General features: G+C 45.1%; 21 protein-coding genes. 13 read left to right on the forward strand and 8 right to left on the reverse strand.

The genetic code is table 11. The annotated features are described in order from the left end of the window. Positions 1-13: 13 nt before the first annotated feature. Positions 14-1,648 carry a TPM domain-containing protein gene (locus tag CPIN_RS16445; RefSeq protein WP_044218912.1) on the reverse strand — a complete coding sequence of 545 codons (1,635 nt, stop codon included), beginning with the start codon at positions 1,646-1,648 and terminating at the stop codon, positions 14-16. A 205-nt stretch (positions 1,649-1,853) separates the two neighbouring features. Here CPIN_RS16445 and CPIN_RS16450 point away from each other — a divergent pair, with 205 nt between their 5' ends. From CPIN_RS16450 to CPIN_RS16480, 7 genes are all read left to right on the forward strand, one after another. Further along, complete coding sequence (locus CPIN_RS16450) at positions 1,854-2,627, forward strand: MlaE family ABC transporter permease (protein ID WP_044221761.1); 774 nt, start codon at positions 1,854-1,856, stop codon at positions 2,625-2,627. An 18-nt stretch (positions 2,628-2,645) separates the two neighbouring features. Then, a complete protein-coding gene (locus CPIN_RS16455; RefSeq protein ID WP_012790958.1) occupies positions 2,646-3,422 on the forward strand; it encodes an ABC transporter ATP-binding protein in 777 nt (258 codons plus the stop codon). Positions 3,423-3,428: 6 nt separating this feature from the next. After that, positions 3,429-4,229 carry an MlaD family protein gene (locus tag CPIN_RS16460; protein ID WP_012790959.1) on the forward strand — a complete coding sequence of 267 codons (801 nt, stop codon included), beginning with the start codon at positions 3,429-3,431 and terminating at the stop codon, positions 4,227-4,229. Positions 4,230-4,321: 92 nt separating this feature from the next. Continuing rightward, positions 4,322-5,338 carry a zinc-binding alcohol dehydrogenase family protein gene (locus CPIN_RS16465; RefSeq protein ID WP_012790960.1) on the forward strand — a complete coding sequence of 339 codons (1,017 nt, stop codon included), beginning with the start codon at positions 4,322-4,324 and terminating at the stop codon, positions 5,336-5,338. A gap of 192 nt (positions 5,339-5,530) precedes the next feature. After that, a complete protein-coding gene (locus CPIN_RS16470) occupies positions 5,531-6,076 on the forward strand; it encodes a DUF8685 domain-containing protein (RefSeq protein WP_012790961.1) in 546 nt (181 codons plus the stop codon). A gap of 87 nt (positions 6,077-6,163) precedes the next feature. Further along, positions 6,164-6,427, forward strand: coding sequence for a hypothetical protein (locus CPIN_RS16475; RefSeq protein WP_012790962.1), 264 nt, complete (start codon positions 6,164-6,166; stop codon positions 6,425-6,427). A gap of 50 nt (positions 6,428-6,477) precedes the next feature. Then, positions 6,478-8,022, forward strand: coding sequence for a sulfatase family protein (locus tag CPIN_RS16480; protein ID WP_044218915.1), 1,545 nt, complete (start codon positions 6,478-6,480; stop codon positions 8,020-8,022). Positions 8,023-8,259: 237 nt separating this feature from the next. On the opposite strand, the gene CPIN_RS16485 is transcribed toward CPIN_RS16480, so the two are convergent. Next, complete coding sequence (locus CPIN_RS16485) at positions 8,260-9,627, reverse strand: sensor histidine kinase (RefSeq protein WP_044218918.1); 1,368 nt, start codon at positions 9,625-9,627, stop codon at positions 8,260-8,262. A 134-nt stretch (positions 9,628-9,761) separates the two neighbouring features. Here CPIN_RS16485 and CPIN_RS16490 point away from each other — a divergent pair, with 134 nt between their 5' ends. Together CPIN_RS16490 and CPIN_RS16495 are read left to right on the forward strand one after the other, a co-directional pair. Next, positions 9,762-10,019, forward strand: a complete 258-nt coding sequence (locus CPIN_RS16490) for a hypothetical protein (protein WP_012790965.1) — start codon at positions 9,762-9,764, stop codon at positions 10,017-10,019. A gap of 45 nt (positions 10,020-10,064) precedes the next feature. Continuing rightward, positions 10,065-11,429, forward strand: coding sequence for an acyl-CoA dehydrogenase family protein (locus CPIN_RS16495; RefSeq protein WP_012790966.1), 1,365 nt, complete (start codon positions 10,065-10,067; stop codon positions 11,427-11,429). Between the two features lie 92 nt (positions 11,430-11,521). On the opposite strand, the gene CPIN_RS16500 is transcribed toward CPIN_RS16495, so the two are convergent. From CPIN_RS16500 to CPIN_RS16510, 3 genes are read right to left on the reverse strand one after another with little or no spacing between them, the layout of a single operon-like run. Beyond that, entirely contained in the window at positions 11,522-11,923 is a 402-nt protein-coding gene (locus CPIN_RS16500) for a hypothetical protein (protein ID WP_012790967.1), read from the reverse strand. Between the two features lie 16 nt (positions 11,924-11,939). Next, positions 11,940-12,476 (reverse strand): YceI family protein, encoded by a 537-nt coding sequence (locus CPIN_RS16505; protein ID WP_012790968.1) that lies wholly within the window; start codon positions 12,474-12,476, stop codon positions 11,940-11,942. Positions 12,477-12,490: 14 nt separating this feature from the next. Beyond that, the gene (locus tag CPIN_RS16510; RefSeq protein WP_012790969.1) at positions 12,491-13,063 is read right to left on the reverse strand and encodes a YceI family protein; all 573 of its coding nucleotides are present in this window, start codon (positions 13,061-13,063) and stop codon (positions 12,491-12,493) included. 273 nt (positions 13,064-13,336) lie between these two features. On the opposite strand from CPIN_RS16510, the gene CPIN_RS16515 reads away from it, so the two are divergent. Further along, on the forward strand, positions 13,337-13,717 hold the full coding sequence (locus tag CPIN_RS16515; protein WP_012790970.1) for a winged helix-turn-helix transcriptional regulator: 381 nt from the start codon (positions 13,337-13,339) through the stop codon (positions 13,715-13,717). Positions 13,718-14,154: 437 nt separating this feature from the next. Beyond that, the gene (locus CPIN_RS16520) at positions 14,155-14,964 is read left to right on the forward strand and encodes a phytanoyl-CoA dioxygenase family protein (RefSeq protein WP_012790971.1); all 810 of its coding nucleotides are present in this window, start codon (positions 14,155-14,157) and stop codon (positions 14,962-14,964) included. Positions 14,965-15,749: 785 nt separating this feature from the next. Here CPIN_RS16520 and CPIN_RS16525 read toward each other — a convergent pair. The 3 genes from CPIN_RS16525 to CPIN_RS16535 form a co-directional block, all read right to left on the reverse strand. Beyond that, a complete protein-coding gene (locus CPIN_RS16525; RefSeq protein ID WP_012790972.1) occupies positions 15,750-16,520 on the reverse strand; it encodes an SDR family NAD(P)-dependent oxidoreductase in 771 nt (256 codons plus the stop codon). A gap of 461 nt (positions 16,521-16,981) precedes the next feature. Beyond that, positions 16,982-17,461 (reverse strand): DUF6691 family protein, encoded by a 480-nt coding sequence (locus CPIN_RS16530; protein WP_012790973.1) that lies wholly within the window; start codon positions 17,459-17,461, stop codon positions 16,982-16,984. Positions 17,462-17,481: 20 nt separating this feature from the next. Next, positions 17,482-18,042, reverse strand: a complete 561-nt coding sequence (locus CPIN_RS16535) for a YeeE/YedE family protein (RefSeq protein WP_012790974.1) — start codon at positions 18,040-18,042, stop codon at positions 17,482-17,484. A gap of 161 nt (positions 18,043-18,203) precedes the next feature. Here CPIN_RS16535 and CPIN_RS16540 point away from each other — a divergent pair, with 161 nt between their 5' ends. Both CPIN_RS16540 and CPIN_RS16545 read left to right on the forward strand, forming a co-directional pair. Then, positions 18,204-18,656, forward strand: coding sequence for a MarR family winged helix-turn-helix transcriptional regulator (locus tag CPIN_RS16540; RefSeq protein ID WP_012790975.1), 453 nt, complete (start codon positions 18,204-18,206; stop codon positions 18,654-18,656). 503 nt (positions 18,657-19,159) lie between these two features. Further along, positions 19,160-21,403 (forward strand): monovalent cation:proton antiporter family protein, encoded by a 2,244-nt coding sequence (locus CPIN_RS16545; protein WP_012790976.1) that lies wholly within the window; start codon positions 19,160-19,162, stop codon positions 21,401-21,403. Positions 21,404-21,529 lie beyond the last annotated feature (126 nt).

A 21,529-nucleotide genomic window follows, 5' to 3' on the forward strand; every position in this document is an offset into this window, starting at 1 on the left:
GTGAATCGTAATTTTACCAGCTGCTACCTGCTCCGCCACCTCCGGAACTGCCTCCGCCCCAGCTGCTGCTGGACGATGAAGAGGAAGAGCTTGACGAGCCAGAGCTGCCTGAACTGCCGGAAGATGGCTTTGGGATGACATAATATTCCTGCTTTGTATGATTACAATGTTTACAGTCATAATGCTGGATACCCTCGCCCTCACGACTGCTGGTAGCACGACGTAATACCTTCTTTTTGCCGGGTACCATGGTGATGGCATGGCAGGATGGACACTCGTCGGCATTGACATCCAGGTCCTGATACCCAAGCACTTTTCTGCTGTTGCATTGCTTGCAATTCCATACGTCATATATGACAGAACCTACTTTATCTTCTGCCAGCTGACTGGTGTTAAGGAATTGTTGTTTTTCTTTCTTTTTCAATATTGCCATTTGCTGGTGACAATTTTCACAGTCATATGGTTCAAACCGGAGTGCTTCCAGGCGTTTTTTATGCCATTTTGAGTAGAGCAGAAAAGGCAGCGGAAAGAAAAAGCCAGCCAGCCAGGTACTTTTATTGGCCTGATTCCAGGCATCGTATTGCTGGCGTCTGTCAGCAGTTTTCAGCAGAAAGGCAGCCTTTGTGTGAACGACAATCGTACGGTAGATCAGGTAAGTCAGCAGGTTGCCATACATAATTATTGGCAATATCCACCAGCGGTATACCACATCAAAAAAATTGATTAACACCAGCGTCAATATAAATGGCGCTCCATATATCCAGATCATATGGAAGATATTGGTCTTAAACAGCGAAGTGGTATTCTTTCTGCGTTTTGCATTGCCCGTCTGGATCACGAATATGGTAGCGAATATCGCATAGAAGACATACAGCACTAAAGTGCCGACCCCCATATCGTCTCCTTGTTCTTTTGCTGTATATGTCTCCTGGGGGTAATCAGGAGATGTTTCTCCTACATTTATGACAGGGTCGCTATTGTCAGGTACAGCACCAAATTGTTGCGCGAAGCCGGCACTATCCGCAGCTACAAAACTATCTATCTTTGTCATCATCTCCTGTGCGGCGATAGCGGTATCGGATAGTCCATCTGCAGCATCAGCCTCATTTTCCTGTGCATCACCCTGCGCTACATTTGTATCATTCAACACCTTAACGACGGCGGTCATACCTTTCAGCATACCGCCATCAAGATCTTTCTGTTTGAAGGACGGCAGCATTTCTGATTGCTGTATACGATAACAAACCACGTCCGGAAGATCTCCTTCCAGTCCGTAGCCCGTTTCAAATTCAATACGATGCTGATCATTCACCAGTAAGACAACCAGACCATTGTTTTTATCCTTTTGGCCCGGTTTCCAAAGTCTGAATATTTCATGCGCAACATCTTTCGGTACCTTTTCACCGATCGTCTCCAACAGTACAACTGCTATCTGCGCACGTCCGGATTGATCCATCTGCCGCATCTGTTCATTTAAAGTCTGTTCGGTCGCATCGCTGATCAGGTGATCCGGGTTACTGACGTAACTGTTATGCTGCATAGGGTCCGGTATCTTATCTACCGCAAAATCTGCATTCTTTTTTTCACGACAGGCGCCGGCTATCAACAGGATCAACAAACACAGGCGCCACTTTTTTACATGAGCCATATTAAGGTATATATTCCCACCAAAAATAATAAACAGATTTGTAAATACGATGTCGCTCACATTTTGTGTAAAATATTACCCAGTCCAGTAGTTTTTTATTGCTGTTTCCGCCTGAAAATCATGCTTTACGACGATGGCATGAAATTGCATCTGCTTTATATAAGCGATAGTCGCTTCCACTGTACATGACCCAATGCTTATAACTATGGCTAGTGCGCTTACATCTTCGTTTAACAGATATATGGAAATTGTCGGCGATCAGGTATTGTTTACCGGTCGCTTTGCCCGGAATATTTTCCGGGGAGGATTTGAATGGGGAGAATTTATCCGCCAGTGTTTTATTGTTGGTTATCTGTCCGTCGGCCTGGTTGGTATTACAGGGTTCATCATCGGGCTTGTAATGACGTTACAGACGCAACCTACTTTAAAAGACTTTGGCGCAGAAAGTTATGTACCCGGTATGGTGTCCATTTCCATTATACGTGAAATAGGACCTGTGATCATTGCGTTGATCTGTGCAGGTAAAATAGCATCGAGTATCGGGGCAGAACTGGGTAGTATGAAAGTGACGGAACAGATAGATGCCATGGAGGTCTCGGCCGCTAATCCGGTGCAGTATCTCGTCGTAACGCGCATCCTTGCCTGCACAATCATGGTACCCTTACTAACGATTATGGCTGATGGGCTGGCCATGTTAGGTGGATGGGTAGGCGTCAACATACAGGATCACGTCAGTGCAACCCTCTTTTTTAAGAAATCTTTCAAAGCACTGGAATTTAGCGACGTCGTGCCTTCTGTGATAAAGACATTTTTCTTCGGATATGCGATCGGTTTTGTCGGATGTTATAAAGGATATCATTCCGCCCGTGGTACGGAAAGTGTGGGAAAAGCGGCTAACTCCGCTGTGGTAAGCGCCTCTCTCTGGATTATCCTGATAGATGCGATAGCAGTACAGATCACCAACCTGATTTATTATTAACCTCAAGCAGACACACTTATGGATGATACATTGGTACAAGAAAAGAAAACTCCGGTGGCCACGGATGATGAAGTGGTGATCCGTATCGAACATCTGAAAAAATCTTTTGGCGATAACGAGGTGTTGAAAGACATTAACCTGGAGCTGCACAGGGGCGAGAATATTGTGGTACTTGGGCGCTCGGGTCAGGGTAAATCAGTAACAATACAATGTATTGCAGGTTTGCTGGAACCTGACGAAGGGGTGCTGGAAGTATTGGGAAAAGAGGTAAAGGAACTTTCGCCGGATGAACTGCGTGAGCTGCGTATGAAGATCGGATTCCTTTTTCAGAGTGGCGCATTGTATGATTCTATGACAGTACGTGAGAATCTGGCTTTCCCGCTTACCCGCGTGTTAAAAATGAAAGATGAAGCGGACATTGAAAAGCGCGTGAAAGAGGTGCTGGAAAGTGTCGGACTGGAAGAAGCGATTGATAAACTACCTTCTGACTTGTCCGGAGGGATGCGTAAAAGGGTCGGGTTGGCAAGAACGCTCATACTACGGCCGGAAATTATGCTGTATGACGAGCCTACGACCGGACTGGATCCTATCACCTCCCGGGAGATCAGTGAGCTGATCATAAAACTCCAGGAGAAATATGAAACCTCGTCTATTATTATCACCCACGATATGAATTGTGCCCGTATTGTAGCAGACCGTATCGTCGTCATGAATGACGGTGAATATATCGCAACAGGCACATACGATGAATTGGCGAAGTCGCCGGATGAACTCATTAATAACTTTTTTAAATAGTGAAGTATGCAGCAGAAAGCAAAACAAAAGATCAAGGTCGGCATCTTTGCTACGGTCGCCTTTGCATTATTGCTTATAGGCGTTTTCCTCATTGGGAGGAATAAGAATATGTTTGGTAATACATTTTTGCTCTATGGTACCTTTAAAAATGTAGGCGGACTACAAGCAGGTAATAATGTCCGCTTTGTAGGGATCGATGTGGGTACTGTAGAAAGTATCGAAATATTATCTGATACGACGGCCCGTGTAGCATTGCGTATCAAGGAGAAGGTACAGCCATTTATCAAAAAAGGGGCAGTGGCCGGTATCAGTTCTGATGGATTGATGGGAGATAAGCTGATAACCATCAGTTCCGGCAAGGAAAATGCGGAACCGGTAAAAGATGGTGATTCTGTACACGCGGTAGATCCGCTAGACTATGACCAGGTGATCAACAGGGTGTCTGGTGTGGCGGCTAATGCCGAGGTCATTACGGAGCAGCTGGCCGATATTGCCACCAGGATCAACCATGGAGAGGGTAGTATAGGACGGCTGTTGTATAGTGATAGTCTGGCGACCAGCCTGGAAGGTACCGTAACGGAAGCCAAGAGAACGGTGAGGTCCATACGTAAAGGATCGGATGGATTTAGTGAAAATATGGAAGCTTTAAAACATAATTTCCTGTTGCGTGGTTATTATAAGAAGAAAGAGAAGGCAGCAAAAAAAGAGGCAGAGAAAAAAGAGAAGGAAGCAGAGAGAAAGGACAATAATCGTAAGAAAAGCGGAAACAAAGATTCTGCCAGCCTCAGGGTGCCTAAAGAAGGATAAAACGATTGGTTTTTGCATATATGGCCGCGTGGTATATACCATGCGGCCTTTTTTTTATTATTTTAGTCCCTTACACGAAAGATAGTGCACTTATGAAAATACTGACCTGTACCACGCCTGGTAACTTTGAATATGGCGAAGCGGATATGCCCGTGCAGAAAGCCGGACATGCCATAATAAGGATCAAAAGGATTGGCATTTGTGGTACTGACCTGCATGCCTTCGAAGGAACACAGCCTTTTTTCTCTTATCCCCGGATACTGGGGCATGAACTGGCCGGGGAGCTGGTTTCTTTTGACGAGGCGCCCGGATTTACGGTAGGAGAACCGGTAACATTTATTCCTTATTTCAATTGTGGTACCTGTATTGCCTGCCGCAACGGGAAGCCGAATTGTTGTACCAATATTAAGGTCTGCGGCGTACATGTAGACGGTGGTATGGTTGAATACCTACAGGTGCCTGCTGCCTCGCTGGTACATGGAGAAGGACTGAGTATGGACGCGTTGGCACTGGTAGAGCCACTGGCTATTGGCGCACATGGCGTACGCAGGGCAGGTGTGGCACCGGGAGAGTTTGTACTGGTCATAGGGGCCGGACCTATCGGTTTGGGTATCATGGAATTTGCGCGTATTGCCGGCGCGCATGTGATAGCGATGGATATTAATGAAGGCAGACTTACCTTCTGTAAAGAAAAATTGCAGGTATCTCATACCATTCATGCAAAGCAGGAAGATGTGATGGCGCGTTTACGCGAAATTACCAATAATGATATGCCGACTGTTGTGATTGATGCTACTGGTAGTCAGCAGGCGATCAATAATGGATTTAACTATATGTCGCATGGCGCCCGATATGTACTGGTAGGTCTGCAGAAGGGAGAACTGGTGGTGAGTCACCCGGAATTCCACAAAAGAGAGGGTACGCTGATGAGCAGCCGTAATGCTACCCGTGAAGATTTCGAACATGTGATAAGGAGTATGAAAAGCGGGCAGGTTGATCCGACTACCTATATTACTCACAGAGTGGGTTTTGATGCGGTAAAGGATGAATTTGAAGGTTGGTTAGAACCATCTAATGGCGTTATAAAGGCTATTGTCAGCTTAGACTGAATGTGTGTATAATTGACGTTTATAATTAACAGGAATTGTCCGGATATATGTAGTATATTGTATGCTCCCGTATGGTTGGGTTTGTCAACGACGATACGGGAGCAGTCGTAGCCGGATGTAATTGTTTGGGGATATCGTAAAGAGCACTTTTTCAATAACTTGTATTATATTGTCTGGCAAATATTACACTGAATGGAAGAATTAACCGCCGGCAAAGGGTCGAGAGTTCAGCACGCACGTTATGGCCCCGGAGTGATCATCGATGTGAAATACGCACAGTACGTAGTTACCTTCATGGATCAGGGGATAATAGAAGTGGACAAAACAGATCCGTTGTTCGAAATTTTACACACAGAAAACCGGAGCATCGAAGTGGAAACGGTATCAGCCGTTGAAACGTCATTATTGAAAATTCTGCGTCTCTGGAGCGATGTTTCTGAGGTCGTTCCACTGGGGGACAGATGGGAAGGAGGCACCTTGTTATTACAACCGAAGGATCCTTCATTGAAGGCCAAGGAGATACCCATTGAGGTCTTTTTTCATAAAATAGTAATGGTCCGCGACCGGCTTCGTGTGCTGGAACAGCAGGTTAACAGTCACAAGCAACTGAGCGATGAAGACAAAATAAACATGCAGCAGTATATCACCAGGATATACGGTTCGCTGACAACCTTTAATGTACTTTTTAAGCAGAAAGAGCATTGGTTTGCCGGAGAAAAAGGGGCAAAAGAAGACTAGCAGCAATGAAATCTTTTTGCAACTACATGGCTTTAATTTTGTTATATTTAGATTACATACAACTGTTCTTCCTAAACAAAATGCCGTATGAAAGATTTTACATTAGATTTTGATCTGAAAGGAGACAATTACATTGTAGTTGTACAGCCTCACGAATCAATGGGCATTGAGCACTATAAAGCTGTACTTGACGAGGACCATTCAATCGACTATTTACTGCAGATCAATGGTTACCTCCAGCCAAATGCAGACTATGCCGCAGATCCACAATTAGTAAATGCAATTGCCACACGTATACTGCAGGTTGTACATGTGGGCGACAGAGGATATGGTCATACATCATACCCTTAATCTGTCAGTGGGTACTAGGATACTAAACCTTATTGAGTATCTTAGCTTCTATGTTGAAAATTACGAATATCAGATCTGTAGTTGTCGCACTTATTGTACTCCTTGCACCAATTCTGTTGAGTGCACAGTCGAAACGACCAAATATCATCTTCATTCTTTCAGATGATCATACCTACCAGGCCATCAGTGCTTATGGTAACAGGTATGTGCAAACGCCAAATATCGACCGGATAGCACGCGAAGGGGTCTTATTCCATCATGCCATGGTCACCAACTCCATATGTGGACCAAGCAGAGCTACGTTATTGACAGGAAAATACAGCCATAAAAATGGGTATCCACTGAATGAAAAACGATTCGACAATACCCAGCAGACTTTCCCCGGTATTTTGCAGCAAAATGGTTATCAGACTGCATGGATAGGTAAAATGCACCTTGGTACATTGCCAGAGGGATTCAATTACTTCAGCATTTTGCCTGGTCAGGGTAAATACTACAATCCGGACTTCATTTCCACACCGAATGATACGGTGAGGATGGGCGGTTATGTCACTAATATTATTACGGACTTGTCTGTATCCTGGCTTAATGGCCGGGATACAAGCCGTCCTTTTATGCTCGTTGTAGGAGAAAAAGCAACACACCGCGAATGGCTGCCTGACCTGCCTGATCTGGGCGCGTACGACAGTATTAATTTCCCGCTGCCTGCTAGCTTCTCCGACGACTATAAAGGCCGTCGTGCAGCCCTCGACCAGGATATGACCATCTCCAACACGATGCGACTGAAAGAAGACCTGAAAGTGCATGTAAACTATCAGCAAAATAAAAACAGTGAATACGGCAGGTTCACACCAGAGCAGCTGGCGCCGTTTGCTCAGTATTATGAGCAGAAAATAAGCCACGAATTCGATTCCCTGCACCTGAGTGGCCAAGCACTTACAGCGTGGAAATATCAGCGTTATATGCGCGATTATCTCGCTACTGCCCGTTCCCTGGACAGGAATATCGGACGCATCCTCCAATACCTCGATAGCACCGGACTGGCCGACAATACAGTGGTGATCTATTGTTCCGATCAGGGCTTCTACCTGGGAGAACATGGCTGGTTTGACAAACGTTTTATTTACGAACAGTCTTTACATACGCCTTTTGTAATGCGTTATCCTGGTGTGATCAAACCCGGTACAAACAGTAATAGCTTTATGCTGAATATTGACTGGGCGCCTACCTTACTGGATATCGCACACGTAAAAGCACCTGCAGATATGCAGGGTACTTCGTTTATGCCTTTGGTGAGCGGTAAAGGGGATACTACCCGCTGGAGGAAGGATATGTATTATCATTATTACGAGTTCCCGGAGCCGCATCATGTATCGCCTCACTTTGGCATACGTACGGAGAGATATAAACTGGTACGTTTTTATGGACCTGCTGATTTCTGGGAATTGTATGATCTGAAAAACGATCCGCAGGAACTGCATAATATTTACAATGATCCGGCACAGGCGAAGAATATAGTAAACCTGAAGAAACGTTTGAAGGTACTGATAACGCAGTATGATGATAAAGATGCGGAGAAACTACTGAAGAATTAAGCGTGATAAGCAATTGTGTTATAACAAGGAAAAAGCCCACGAAGTGTACTGCTTTGGGGGCTTTTTCTTTGTTATAATATACTTATACTATAGTCATCTTACGTTGATCCTGCGTTAAAATGGTAACATTAACGTAGGTTGACTATAGTCAGAGACCTGGCAAATGAACAGGCGTTTACACAGTAGCATAAATGGCAGGTGCTATCCGTATCCTCCGTCCTTCATTCCAATGCTTTCTTAAAACAGCGTAAATGGCAGGTCTATACTAAATATCGTTCCCTTATTCTCCTGTGAATGTACATAAATTCTGCCACCATGTTCGTGTACGAGTTGTTTACAGATATGAAGTCCGAGGCCATTGGAAGGTTCTTCATTTAAGCCTTTGCGGCTGGAACTGGTAAACTGATCAAAGAGGTTCGGAATCAGTGCTTCGGGAATACCTATACCCGTATCTGCAATGGATATACGGACACCGCCCCTGTGCCGGCGCATACCGATTGTAATATCACCTTCTATGGGCGTGAATTTAGCCGCATTGTGCAGCAGATTATCTACTACCCTTTGCATTTTCCCGGTATGTATCCGGGCTTTCAGTTCTTCAGGAGGTAATTCCAGTAATATCGCCCTGTTAAAGCCGGATTGTTGTAACCAGTTATCGCGTACCTCCTGGAGCCATTCGTTCAGTGAGATGTAGTCTGTCTGTAAGAGAGCACTTTCCCGTTGTTTCGCTGCAAGCAGTAATTCTTCAATAATCTGGTCGGCCGTTTCGCAGGCATCTTTTATCCAGAAGAGGTATTTGTCTTCCTGTTCCGGCGTATAGGGATATTCCTGCATCAGGTGTGTAACTGAACGGATACCCGCAATTGGATTCCGGAGATCGTGTGCAACGATGGCTAAGATCTCATTTTTCAGTTTGTTGGTGCGTTGGATTTCCTCGTTTTTGTCTTCAATAGTTTTCAGCTTGATAAAATAGTTCGCATGATATGAATATATGAGGCGGGAAACAACCATGAAACAGGCGATGATCAGCCAGAAAGCGACGTAGTTGAGTGCCCGTGTATCCTCTGAAACCTGGAATATACCGAAGAATAATACAAATGTAACAATGGAGAGTCCGGCGACCAGCAACAGGTTGCGGATCGAGAAAATAAGCAACACCCCCACAGTGAGTAATCCAAGCAACAGCATTGTCATTGTATTTTTGGGATTGTGTTGTGCGACGAATGTCAGGGACATGCAACTGCCTGTAAATAAAAGCGTATAGAGGATACTGACAAAGTGGTATCGATTTTGCTGCTTTGGTTGAGGCTTTTTCTTAATGATAAAAAGGAGACAGGCAAACAACACAGAAATGCTGATCATGCAGTTATTAATAACAACGTATTCAGTATAACGTTGCGGCAACAGCATCTCCTGGTAAGGGATGATCCAGGATGCCACTCTGATACAGATAGCCGCAATGGCGACGATCAGTGCTATATATGCAGTTACTTTAATATTCTGCTGTCTCGTATGTTGATTAAACTCCTCCCGGTATTTTTTTTCGATGGGGGAGAATAGGTATAGTTTCATCAGCGTTACATAGTAGGATACGTGTTCGCCCAAAGATACCTGATTAGATCCATAAATTCATTGCTGAGTCTACCGTCCTGGTCCCATGAAAGTCCGTGAAATGAACTTTAGAGTTAATATTTTTTATTGAAATGCCTTTTGGAGAGTAAAACCTAAGCCGTCAAATCATGCAAGAGTTCACAACTTTGGAGAATCCGGCGGAAGTAGTCCGTCATCTCACTAACGCGCTGGGCAAAAGTAAAGTACGACAGATCCGTTTTGGCTATCGCCTGGATAATGAAGAACCTGCCATTAAGTTTAAGGTCTGGTTACGATTTCCTTATAATCTGTTTGCCCGGAAAAAAGTAGCCGAAAAATTAGAGGAGGAGATGTCTCATATTCGTATATCGACAGATTCTTCGAAATTATTGTACCAGGTGGAATGAACATTTAACAGTTTTGGCTAAATTAAGGGACTAATACTTGATCCCATGGCAGTTAAATTGTCCACCATCAGGCAGGCCTTCCATTTATTGAAGAACATTGACTTCGAACAATTGGGGCGTTTATCCGAGAAGATAGATCTGCCGAAAGTAATGGCCACTGTAGGTAAAATGAATGACCAGCAACTTTCTGGTCTGATGCGTATGCTGCAGAGCAGCGGCGGAGAAAGAAAAAAAGAGTTACCACCCGTAAATGGTGATTTTTATGACCTGAGCGGAATGCTGAGTCCGGAGGACAGGGCGTTGCAGCTGAAGGTCCGCGAATTTATGGAATCTGAGGTGCAACCTATTGTCAATGAACACTGGGTGAAATCTGATTTTCCTTTTCAGTTACTGCCGAAGCTGGCAGCCCTGGATATCTGCGGCTCGACTTACGAAGGGTATGGCGGTATTCAATCCTCTTTTCTGATGGAAGGTATTATCACAATGGAAATTGCACGGGTGGATTGTTCCATGGCGACTTTCTTCGGGGTGCAGAGTGGTCTGGCGATGGGTTCTATCTATCTGCTGGGATCGGAGGAACAGAAGAAGGAGTGGTTGCCGGGTATGCAGCGGCTGGAAAAGATCGGTGCTTTTGGGCTGACAGAGCCGGAAGTAGGTTCCGGTGCGGCTGGCGGACTTACTACTACGGCCAAACGGGACGGGGATACCTGGATACTGAATGGTCAGAAGAAGTGGATCGGGAATGCCACCTTTGCGGATGTGTTGGTGATCTGGGCAAGAGATGTGGATGATAATGAGGTAAAAGGATTTCTGGTGAAGAAGGATACCCCGGGTTTCAGTGTAGAGAAGATGCACGATAAAATGGCGTTGCGTATAGTACAGAACGGAGTGATTACGTTGAAGGATTGTGTGGTGGAAGAGAAAGATCGTTTACAACACGCCAATTCCTTTAAAGATACAGCGAAGGTATTACGGATGACCCGTGCAGGCGTCGCCTGGCTGGCAGTAGGATGTGCCAGGGGGGCGTATGAGAATGCGCTGGCTTATACGCAGAAGCGGAAGCAGTTTGGTCGCCCGATCGGTTCATTCCAGCTGATCCAGAATCACCTGGTGGAGATGCTGTCGAATCTGACGGCTATGCAGACGATGGTCTACCGTTTATCGGAGTTACAGGATGAGGGTAGGCTGGAAGATGAACATGCCTCTATTGCGAAAGTATTCTGTTCATTGCGTACGCGTGATATTGTGAGTCGTGCGAGGGAGGTAATGGGCGGTAATGGTATACTGCTGGAATATAATGTGGCGCGTTTTGTAGCGGATGCAGAAGCGATCTATTCTTATGAGGGTACGAAGGAGATCAACTCGCTGATTGTGGGAAGGGCGATCACCGGGTTCAGTGCATTTGTATAAACAGCTTAGACAGTCATAGTACAGACGATAAAAAAGGGGCTGCTCAGTTACTGAGCAGCCCCTTTTTATATAATTTCAGTGCAAATGGATTGTTAGATTGATTTGCCGAATAGTGGCTTTAAAGCGAACCATCCGAGCGCCGGGAAAAAGTGCATAGGCACTGCGAGTCCGGGAAATAATTCAGGTGATTCCTGATCCAGCGGCAGTTGATGGCCGATGGGATATAGTATACTTGCGAAAGTAAGGATGACAAACAGGAGGTTAAACACCATGTCTGTTTTACCTTTCAGCACCAGGCTCAATAAGAAATAGCCGATTGCTGCAACGAATGCGCCTGCCAGTGTGTATTTGAACATATTGGCAATACTGGCGACATTTACGAATCCTTCTCCTATCGTTTCAATATACACCTTCTGATAAACGAGAGCAGCCACACCGGAAAGCCCACCTACTAATACTGCGAGCAGTCCAAGCAGTGATATTTTTTTAAGCATATATCTGATTTAAGGATTAGCCCTTTACAACAGGAACGGCTATTGTTACGTTGACCATGTCAGCTACGTCGCCACCTGGTTTACCGATATGAAAATCGTTACGATTTACTTTGAATGTACCATCGAAGGTTGCGCCGTTACCTGCGCGTTTGAAAGTGAAAGGAATGGTGAATTCCTTCTTAACACCATGTATTTCAAGGTCGCCGGTTACCTGGTAGCCAGCACCTGCTTTTACGATCTTTTTGGAGGTGTATTTGATTTCAGGATATTTCGCTGCATCAAACCACTCGTCGCTTTTAGCGTGTTTGTTCATCAGTGCATTACCGGTGTTGATAGAAGCAACATCAACAGATACACTGAAGTTAGAAGCAGCCAGATTGGCTTCGTCGAAAGCGATAGTACCTTTAAAGGTTTTGAAGATACCGCTTGCTTCATTTGTAGAGAAGGCAATATTATACTTGCCACTGATGTTCCATGCCTGTGCCAGTGCGGCGAAGGCAAACACTGCTGCTGTGAGCAGCAGTGTTGATGAAAATATTACTAATCTTTTCATTGCCGTAAGTTAAATTATTCTTTTACGAATTCACCACTTGCCCTCAGCTTAACATCTTCACCCAGCATGGTAGCAGGAGCTTCTGTAGCGAAACCGAAATCTTTACGTTTGAAAGTACCAGTGATAGTAAAACCAGCAACCAGTTTCTTGCTCTGTGCATTCTCCTGGGTACCGTTGTATACTGCGTTCAGCATTACCTGTTTAGTTACACCGTGGAAGGTCAGATCACCCACCAGTCTGTACTGATTACCACTTGTTTTCTTGAAGGAAGTGCTCTTGAAAGTGATGGTAGGATATTTTTCTGCATCAAAGAAATCTGCACTTTTCAGGTGTTTGTCACGCATTTCGTTTTCTGTGTTCAGACTAGCTACATCGATGCTGATGTTGAAAGAAGCGTCAGAGAAATCAGCTTTAGAAGCAGTGATATCAGCAGTGTAAGATTTGAAGTTACCTTCACTTTCAGACAGTGTCATGTGGGAAATAGTGTAACCCAGTCTAGCGTGTGCTTTATCTACAGACCATTTAGATTGTGCAAATGTTGTTGCGGAAAGTGCCAGTAAAGAGGCGATGATTGTGATTTTTTTCATGTTTGCGCTTGTTTAGAAAATTAAAATTAGATCTTTTTTTTGAGAATATATGTTTCAACATATATCGTTGCAGAAATCTTAAACTAGGTTAAGGTATTACACTATTTTCGATTTCTCATTTCTTTAAATATTTATGATAATTTTACTCTTATAAGAGAGTTACTTTCTTTTGGAAAGCTGAACAAAGGTAGGAGGCGGACACATGTTAAACAATAACGTTTCGTCACGGCAACTTACTTACCTTTTAGTAACGATCGTGAAAATCAATTTGTTATGGTGAAAAATAGTGATGGAAAAATATGGATAGGGGATTGTCCGATACGGCAGGTGTTGGATCGTTTTGGCGATAAGTGGTCGATTTTGGTAATAGAGTTATTGTCGCATGAGGGGAAGTTGCGGTTTAGTGAGATTGCGCAGACGATCGGGGATATTTCGCAGAAGATGTTGACGGTGACGTTGCGGTCGTTGGAGTCTGATGGGTTGATTATAAGGCAGTTTTTTCCGGAGATACCGCCGCGGGTGGAGTATGAGTTGTCGGACTTGGGGAGGAGTTTAGTGCCGCATATACAGCAGCTGACGAGTTGGGGGCAGGAGCATATGGAGGCGATTAAGGAGAATAGGAGGCGGTTTGAGGAGAAGCAGTCAAAAGGGTGAGCTTAAGTTTTTTGAGTATTGGTGGTTTCTTATATGTTCTTGCTATGTTGGGGTAAATTACTGGAGTTTTGTTGTTTCGCGTCTTTAGGGGCCTGGCCGGTTTCAGATGGGATTCCGGGCTGACGCCCTCTACGCGTTCTTACTATGGGGCGAGGGATAGGGGGCAGGCAGGAGGAGATAATTTTTTTGTTCAATAATAATATTCCAATTATCTTTATCCTACAAAACTAGTAGACTAATAATGCATCCCCAGTCAGGCACATATCACTTAATGACTTCCTGCTTACCCATAAGCAAAAGGTGCCCTTATTGTTGTTGCTGAATTATCTATATCCCATCGTTTTTCTGCTGATGGGAGGAGAGTCTCACTTTCTATTACAGTCAGATTTTAATTTAAAGCTTACTTACAGCTGAACACTTATTAAACCTACGCATCTATGTCTGTCGCTTATCAAACATTTACACTCGGTAATGCGCTTACCGAGGAGCAACAATCATTTTTTGAAGAAAACGGTTATATCCATTTCTCTAATTTTCTGACGCCGGAGCAGGTGCAGGAGATCGTCAACGCATCAGAAGAGGTGCAGCAGAGATGGATTTCGGGGAACGTAGAGAAGGTGAATGGAGTACCGGTGAAATATGGCAAAGATCTGGACGGTCAGCCGATAGTACAACGATTTGCTTTTATCAATCAACATACGCGTGTACTTTCAGATCTGCTGAAGGACAATCGCTTACAGACCCTCTTACAATTAATAGGCCCCGGCGCCCGTATCGGAGAGAATGAAAAGGATGGGATGGTGTTGAATCATTATGTGAATGGTCCGGAGAGCACTTTCACTAAAATGGGTTGGCATACGGATGGTTTACGTGATATCTTCCTGCATGGGAAACTAAACCCCATGCTGAATGTAGGTATCCACCTGAGTAATCTTCGTCCGGAAAACGGCGGATTGCGCATCATTCCTGGTACACATAGACAGAACATCTTCAGTATGCTGTTCAGAAAGAAATACTTTATCGGTCACAAACCCGATAAACACGAACTGGCAATCGCGCCCAATGCAGGTGATCTTACTGTCCATGATGGTCGTCTCTGGCATCGTGTAGCCCAGTCAAATGTAATAGGAGAGGCCAGCCGCAGACGCGTGATCTATGTGCCTATCATTGCCGGAAAATATGAACCTAAACATGAGAATAGTCCGACCCTCCTGTATCAAAGACTGGCCGGTGTTATCCTGAAATAATGGAGGTCATTCGTCATCGTGTCAGACCGTATATAATACACAGGAGCGGCAGATGATTAGTCAGGGAGTAATAAAGAATCAGCAAGCATCAGCAAAGTATAAATAAGGGATAAGTGTATGGAATAGCAACACTTACCAATAGATATAGGTGATGAAATAAGGGGTCGACTATCAGCTATCAGATCAGATATACAGTAAAATGTGCTGGCCAGGCATAGTAAATTACATGGATGGCTTACATGCACTTGTCCAAATCAAGCATAATTACATAAGCACACAAATACATTTGCTTTCTTTCATATCAGCAAGACGAATCTGCACAAGATTCGTCTTATTTTTTAAGCATACTACCGATTGTGTAAAATCACATTAACATTGACACATACTTTTTAGGATAATCAAAACAACTCTTCCATGTATCATCCGGTATCTTTGCAAACGTTCATCTCTCCCTAAAACAAAGCCGCCACTTCATGCGCAGCCGTCAGGTTTGCGGATGGAGATGAAAGGGCCTTAGCCCTTCACGCACTGTTCACCCTATCCACAAGCTTTTAATCAACATCCCAGCCCTCAACGCTTTCCCCCGCCCCGTTGCAAGAATGCGTGGAGGGCGTCAGCCCGTCATCCTATCTGCAAATCTGACGCAGCCCTAAAGCATCAGTCCCAGGAAGGCAATGACATCAGCGCTTGTAAACATTTGGAAAAGGAAAATAATAACGAAAAACCAATGAAAGGGTGCATTCTTCCTACTGGATATTACCCGTATCTATAATAAAAATGATTATTTATCTGGTCTTATAAAGATTGGCGGCCACTGCTTCTACGATTGCCTTCGGCACTATCCGCGTCATAAACGCCGTCACCACATTCATCGCCCCGGGAATAATCTCCGCTTTCTTCCGGAACATGCCTTTAATGGCAATATCCGCCACATCATCCGCCAACATACCGTATTTATCCGCCGTCTCCTTGATCGCCTGCATGCCCGCACGATCAATAAAATTCGTCTTCACCGGCCCCGGACACAAACACGTCACCGACACATTACTCTTTTTCAGCTCCTGTCTCAAACCCCTTGAAAACAACAGCATAAACGACTTGGTCGCCGCATACAAGGTCAGCGTGGCCACCGCCTGATAAGCAGCCGTACTGGAGACATTTAATATATAAGCCTGTGGTTGCTGACGCAATACAGGCAGGAGGTGATGACAAAGTGCCACCGGTGTTTCCGCATTCACCTGAATCATCTGCTGGTGCTCAGATAAAGAGCGGTCGGAAAAGTTGCCCCATACACCGTAGCCGGCATTATTGATCAGGATAGAGACGGGATACCTGCCCGCCCATTCAGCGACACGGGCAGCTGCTTCAGGGGAGGACAGATCAATGGCCAGCCAGGCTACCTCTACCTGCCATTTATTACGCAATTCATTGGCGGCAGCAGTGAGTTCCTGCTCCGAACGGGCGATTAACAGTAAATCATATTTTCTGGAAGCAAGGGCGTGTGCCATAGACAGACCAATACCTTTACTGGCCCCTGTAATGAGTGCGTATGTCATCCCGATAATAACTTTTAATATAACGCTAAACTATAGCATATAAACGGAAAGAAGTAGAAAAGGAAAAGGGCGGTAAGAATACCGCCCTAAATTTTTTAACCATATCCTATGAAAAACCTATATCAAAGATAATAGAGAGCCGTCAGCCTCCAAGTGCATTTTGGTAAAGGCTATATTTTATCTGGTTAACGTATGATTTAGCGTCCCGTTAACCAAAAATTAACATCTTTGTAATCGTTTGATCTCTCCTTTCGCTTGCCTGGATTGAAAAGTGTCAATTTTAAACTTGTTAGAACAAGTAATTTCTATTGGAAAGTGCCTGCTGGGGACGGCAAGGGAATGATTGTTTAAAGCAATCGATCTCCCCAGTATATAGCGGGCAAGTAATCAATGAGTTATGCTGCCACCATATGCAACGACGGGTATTTATCAGCCATACTGCCTTCGGGTGGCTGTATCCGCTAATGCGGCAGGCGGTCCCGCAGCTTACCATACACCCATGTACCCAGTATTGCGCTAAAGAGCGTAACGATTACCACGGAGAATCCGGCCCCTATCTGCGCAAACAATGGTCCCGGACAGGCGCCTGTCAATGCCCAGCCAAATCCGAAGAGCAATCCGCCAAAGATCTGGCCCTTATTAAAGGACTTCGGTTGGAAGGTTATAGGTTCGCCGTACAGCGTTTTAGCCCCGGTCTTTTTGATGATCAGCACGGAGATGATTCCTGTCACGACCGCCGAACCGATGACGCCATACATGTAAAAGGATTGTAAGCGGAACATTTCCTGTATCCGGTACCAGGACATTACTTCTGATTTGATCAGGATGATCCCGAAGAATATACCAGCGGCCAGGAATTGCAGCTGAGACCACCAGGGGGTCTTTTTTGCAGGAGCGTTGTTAGTAGTGGAGGTGCTCACCACTTCAAAGTCTGTATCCATGTAAAGACATTGTTATAAGTTTACAGTTGAAGGATAAAAGGAAGGATCAGATTGGCCATGATAAAACCACCTGCCATAAAGCAGCAGGTAGCCACTAGTGAAGGCCATTGCAGATTAGAGAGGCCCATGATGGCGTGACCCGAGGTACAACCGCCGGCATAGCGGGTACCAAAACCTACCAGGAAGCCGCCGGCAACCATCAGGATGCATCCCCTTGCCGTCAGCAGTGCCGGCCAGTTAAAGAGGTCTGCCGGCAGGAGGGAACCAGTGTAGGAAAGGCCATAGCCCTGTAATTCGGTTTCCAGTTGCAGCGCAATAACAGATGGCGTAGGACTGGCCAGAAAGGTGACAGCTATATAACCACCAATCATAATACCGGCCGCAAAGAACAGATTCCATGATTCTTTTTTCCAGTCATAGGAAAAGAAAGGGATTTTATTTGGCAGACAGGCCGCACAGATATGCCGTAGATTGGCTGAAATACCGAAATGACGGTTGCCCAGCAATAGCAGGAGGGGGACGGTCAGCCCTATCAGCGGACCTGCAACATACCATGGCCATGGCGTAGTTAAGATATTCATAGACAATTTAAATTGCAGATGGTATAAAAGGAAGGTATCTGTAATCAGGAATGGTGGTTTACAAATATAGTGATCGCTCCTTATTTAAAATATCCACAGACTGTTAAAAGAATACATTAAAGCAAATATGTTGCAACACCCATATTTATTATCTTTGGGCTATGAAGATTGAACAAGCTATTAATCAGCGGAAGTTCAAGGACGACTATCATAAGATCGTAGTAAACCTGTTGTTCACAGGTAACTGGCTACGTGACGCCCTTGGAGCCAACCTGAAAGAACACGGATTGTTGCCGCAGCACTACAATGCCCTGCGCATCATCAAGGGACGCCATCCGGACCCTGTGTCAGCCGGCGATATCAAAGACGTCATGCTTGATAAAGCAAGTGACGTAACCCGTTTGCTGGACAAACTCGAAAAACTTGAGTACGTACAGCGCCGCCTTTGCCCACATAACAGACGAAAAATGGACATCAATATCACGCCACAGGGACTGAAACTCCTATCCGACGTAGATGTATTGATGGATACTTTTTATGATGATCTGGCAGACAGGATCACAGCCGCTGAAGCTGCTGTACTCAGCGATCTGCTCGATAAAGTACGGGGATAAGGATAAAACGATATCTTTGTCCGTATGCGGAATCTTTTCTATCTGTGTCTTTCCATTATACTGTTTTGCTGCGGACTGAAGGTCAGCGCAGCAATGACAGAATGCGGTAAAGATGATATAACAGCCGTTTCCGTCCAGCCATATCTGAGAGTACTGTCATGTGACCATCAGTTGAACCATTACGGGGAATCCAGACTCCCCGACACGGTGTGCACGACCTCCCATCAGTCTTTTATCGTATCCGTTAAAACAGACACCCGTGAAGGTACGGGATCCGGAAGGGGCCTTTTTCCTGGACGGATCACACTATATACCTGTAAAGTGCAGGCAGCGCGTTTGTTGCCCGACCTGCACACTATCATTCGATCGCTTATTTTCCCCCAGCATATTTTCTGGTGAAGTAATTGACTTTACACTGTTTTATTGCCATCCCTACCGTTTTAACATCGGCAGGGACTTTGGCGTTATTCAATTATCTCAACTCACTAAACCGGATTTTACGAATGATACATTTACCACCGCTGATTGCCGACCTGGCTTTGATCTTAATTGCTGCTGCTATCACAACACTGATCTTCAAAAAACTGAAGCAGCCGCTCGTGCTTGGATATATTGTGGCCGGACTCCTGGTGGGACAACACGTATCCCTCGTGCCGACAGTCTCGGACGAGGCTAATATCAAAATATGGTCGGAGATTGGTGTCATCTTCCTGCTGTTTAGTCTCGGACTTGAATTCAGTTTTAAGAAACTGATTAAAGTCGGTGGCTCTTCGTCTATCACCGCAATCGTAGAAGTCGTATTTATGCTGCTCCTGGGATATCTTGTCGGTCAGCTGATGGGATGGTCCTCCATGGACAGCATCTTCCTCGGAGGCATATTGTCTATATCATCCACAACCATCATCATAAGGGCATTCGAAGAACTAGGCATTAAAGGCCAACAGTTTGCCGGGCTCGTCTTCGGTATCCTGGTCGTAGAAGACCTGGTAGCCATCGTGCTGCTGGTTTTATTATCAACCCTGGCTGTCAGTCAGCAGTTTGCCGGCGGAGAAATGCTCAATTCCGTTATCAAACTTGTCTTTTTTCTCATTGCCTGGTTTATAACAGGGATCTTCTTCATTCCGACATTGCTGCGTAAAACAAAGAAGCTGATGAATGAAGAGACCCTCTTAGTGACGGCTATTGGTCTTTGTCTGCTGATGGTCGTACTGGCTACACAGGCAGGTTTCTCTCCGGCATTGGGTGCATTCATCATGGGATCTATTCTTGCAGAAACGACCCAGGCGGAGAAGATAGAACATCTCATTAAACCGGTAAAAGAGCTCTTTGGAGCCATTTTCTTTGTCTCGGTAGGTATGTTGATTGATCCGGCTATGCTGGTGAAATATGCCCTTCCCGTAGCGATTATTACACTGGTGACACTGGCGGGTAAAACCCTCAGCACCTGTATAGGAGCATTGCTTTCAGGTCAGCCTTTAAAAACGTCTGTGCAGGCGGGTATGAGTCTTGCGCAGATAGGGGAGTTCTCTTTCATTATTGCACAGCTCGGGTTGTCTTTAAAAGTAACTAGCGATTTCCTGTATCCGGTAGCGGTAGCCGTATCTGCGGTTACGACGTTCACCACGCCTTATATGATACGTTTGTCCGCTCCGTTTTATGAGAAGCTCGCAGGCGTCTTACCACATCGCTGGAAGACTTCCCTGAACCGTTATAGTGCAGCTACGCAGACGATCTCTGTGGTCAGTGACTGGAAACAGCTCTTACGTTCTTATGTGGTTAATATGACGATCTATGCAGTGGTGATCCTGGCGATCACCTTGCTCTCTTATTACTATCTGCTGCCGCTGATCAATATCAAATTCAACGGGTATAACTGGGGGCGTATAGCGAGTGCATTGATCACGCTGATATTACTGATGCCTTTCCTATGGGCACTGGCGTTACGGAATATCAGCAGTCAGGCGTCCTCTAATATATGGGAACAGAAAAAGTACCGCGGACCTTTACTGCTGGTACGTTTCTCAAGAATGATACTGGCGGTGTTCCTGATCGGTTTCTTTATGGACCGTTTCTTCTCTTATTCTATTGCAGTATTGGTAACGGCGGGTATCATTGCCTTGATTTTCCTGTTAAGACATAAGATACAGACGTTTTATACGACGATCGAAGGACGCTTCTTTTCCAATTTCAATGCACGTGAAGCTAAAGTGGGCAACATTAATAAATATGTGCTCGCTCCCTGGCACGCGCATCTTGCGGTGGCGGAGATACGTCCTTTATCGCCGGTATCAGGTAAGACTTTGCTCGAATTAGCTCTACGCGAAAACTTCGGGATAAATATTGCGTTAATCAACAGAAGCGGACAGAAGATCTATGCACCTGATAAATATGAAAGACTGTTTCCTGGCGATATTATCACGGGAATTGGTACCGATGAACAACTGGAGAAGTTCAACAGTTTTCTCGAACCATTATCAGTAGATGCTGATGCACAGCCGCAGGATACGGATCCGATCGCTTTGCGGCAATTCCTGATAGGTAAAAAATCACGTCTTGCCAACAAGACTATACGTGAACTCGGTATACGTGAACGTACCCGCGGAATTGTGCTGGGCGTGGAAAGGCAGGGAAGAAGGATCTTAAATCCAGAGTCGGGAATGCACTTGCTGGAGGGGGATATCGTCTGGATTGCAGGTAGCGGAAAAAAAATAAATACATTTATAAAAGAGCAGCAGGGTGCTAATTAACAGGCACTGATGCCGCAACATCTCTGCAGCAGGGCAAGCCTCAAAGGCTTGCCCTGTCTTGTTTTTAGTCGCTGTGGTTTTGCTTTGTTTACGTTTAGCAGTGATAGTAATAATTGTTTTTGCATT

The organism is Chitinophaga pinensis DSM 2588 (assembly GCF_000024005.1).
GTDB classification, from domain to species: domain Bacteria; phylum Bacteroidota; class Bacteroidia; order Chitinophagales; family Chitinophagaceae; genus Chitinophaga; species Chitinophaga pinensis.

Coding starts and splice junctions, on each gene's coding strand:
- CPIN_RS16445 (WP_044218912.1), bottom strand. CDS start 1,648: ATGGCTCATGTAAAAAAGTGGCGCCTGTGTTTGTTGATCCTGTTGATA.
- CPIN_RS16450 (WP_044221761.1), top strand. CDS start 1,854: ATGGCTAGTGCGCTTACATCTTCGTTTAACAGATATATGGAAATTGTC.
- CPIN_RS16455 (WP_012790958.1), top strand. CDS start 2,646: ATGGATGATACATTGGTACAAGAAAAGAAAACTCCGGTGGCCACGGAT.
- CPIN_RS16460 (WP_012790959.1), top strand. CDS start 3,429: ATGCAGCAGAAAGCAAAACAAAAGATCAAGGTCGGCATCTTTGCTACG.
- CPIN_RS16465 (WP_012790960.1), top strand. CDS start 4,322: ATGAAAATACTGACCTGTACCACGCCTGGTAACTTTGAATATGGCGAA.
- CPIN_RS16470 (WP_012790961.1), top strand. CDS start 5,531: ATGGAAGAATTAACCGCCGGCAAAGGGTCGAGAGTTCAGCACGCACGT.
- CPIN_RS16475 (WP_012790962.1), top strand. CDS start 6,164: ATGAAAGATTTTACATTAGATTTTGATCTGAAAGGAGACAATTACATT.
- CPIN_RS16480 (WP_044218915.1), top strand. CDS start 6,478: ATGTTGAAAATTACGAATATCAGATCTGTAGTTGTCGCACTTATTGTA.
- CPIN_RS16490 (WP_012790965.1), top strand. CDS start 9,762: ATGCAAGAGTTCACAACTTTGGAGAATCCGGCGGAAGTAGTCCGTCAT.
- CPIN_RS16495 (WP_012790966.1), top strand. CDS start 10,065: ATGGCAGTTAAATTGTCCACCATCAGGCAGGCCTTCCATTTATTGAAG.
- CPIN_RS16500 (WP_012790967.1), bottom strand. CDS start 11,923: ATGCTTAAAAAAATATCACTGCTTGGACTGCTCGCAGTATTAGTAGGT.
- CPIN_RS16505 (WP_012790968.1), bottom strand. CDS start 12,476: ATGAAAAGATTAGTAATATTTTCATCAACACTGCTGCTCACAGCAGCA.
- CPIN_RS16510 (WP_012790969.1), bottom strand. CDS start 13,063: ATGAAAAAAATCACAATCATCGCCTCTTTACTGGCACTTTCCGCAACA.
- CPIN_RS16515 (WP_012790970.1), top strand. CDS start 13,337: ATGGTGAAAAATAGTGATGGAAAAATATGGATAGGGGATTGTCCGATA.
- CPIN_RS16520 (WP_012790971.1), top strand. CDS start 14,155: ATGTCTGTCGCTTATCAAACATTTACACTCGGTAATGCGCTTACCGAG.
- CPIN_RS16525 (WP_012790972.1), bottom strand. CDS start 16,520: ATGACATACGCACTCATTACAGGGGCCAGTAAAGGTATTGGTCTGTCT.
- CPIN_RS16530 (WP_012790973.1), bottom strand. CDS start 17,461: ATGGATACAGACTTTGAAGTGGTGAGCACCTCCACTACTAACAACGCT.
- CPIN_RS16535 (WP_012790974.1), bottom strand. CDS start 18,042: ATGAATATCTTAACTACGCCATGGCCATGGTATGTTGCAGGTCCGCTG.
- CPIN_RS16540 (WP_012790975.1), top strand. CDS start 18,204: ATGAAGATTGAACAAGCTATTAATCAGCGGAAGTTCAAGGACGACTAT.
- CPIN_RS16545 (WP_012790976.1), top strand. CDS start 19,160: ATGATACATTTACCACCGCTGATTGCCGACCTGGCTTTGATCTTAATT.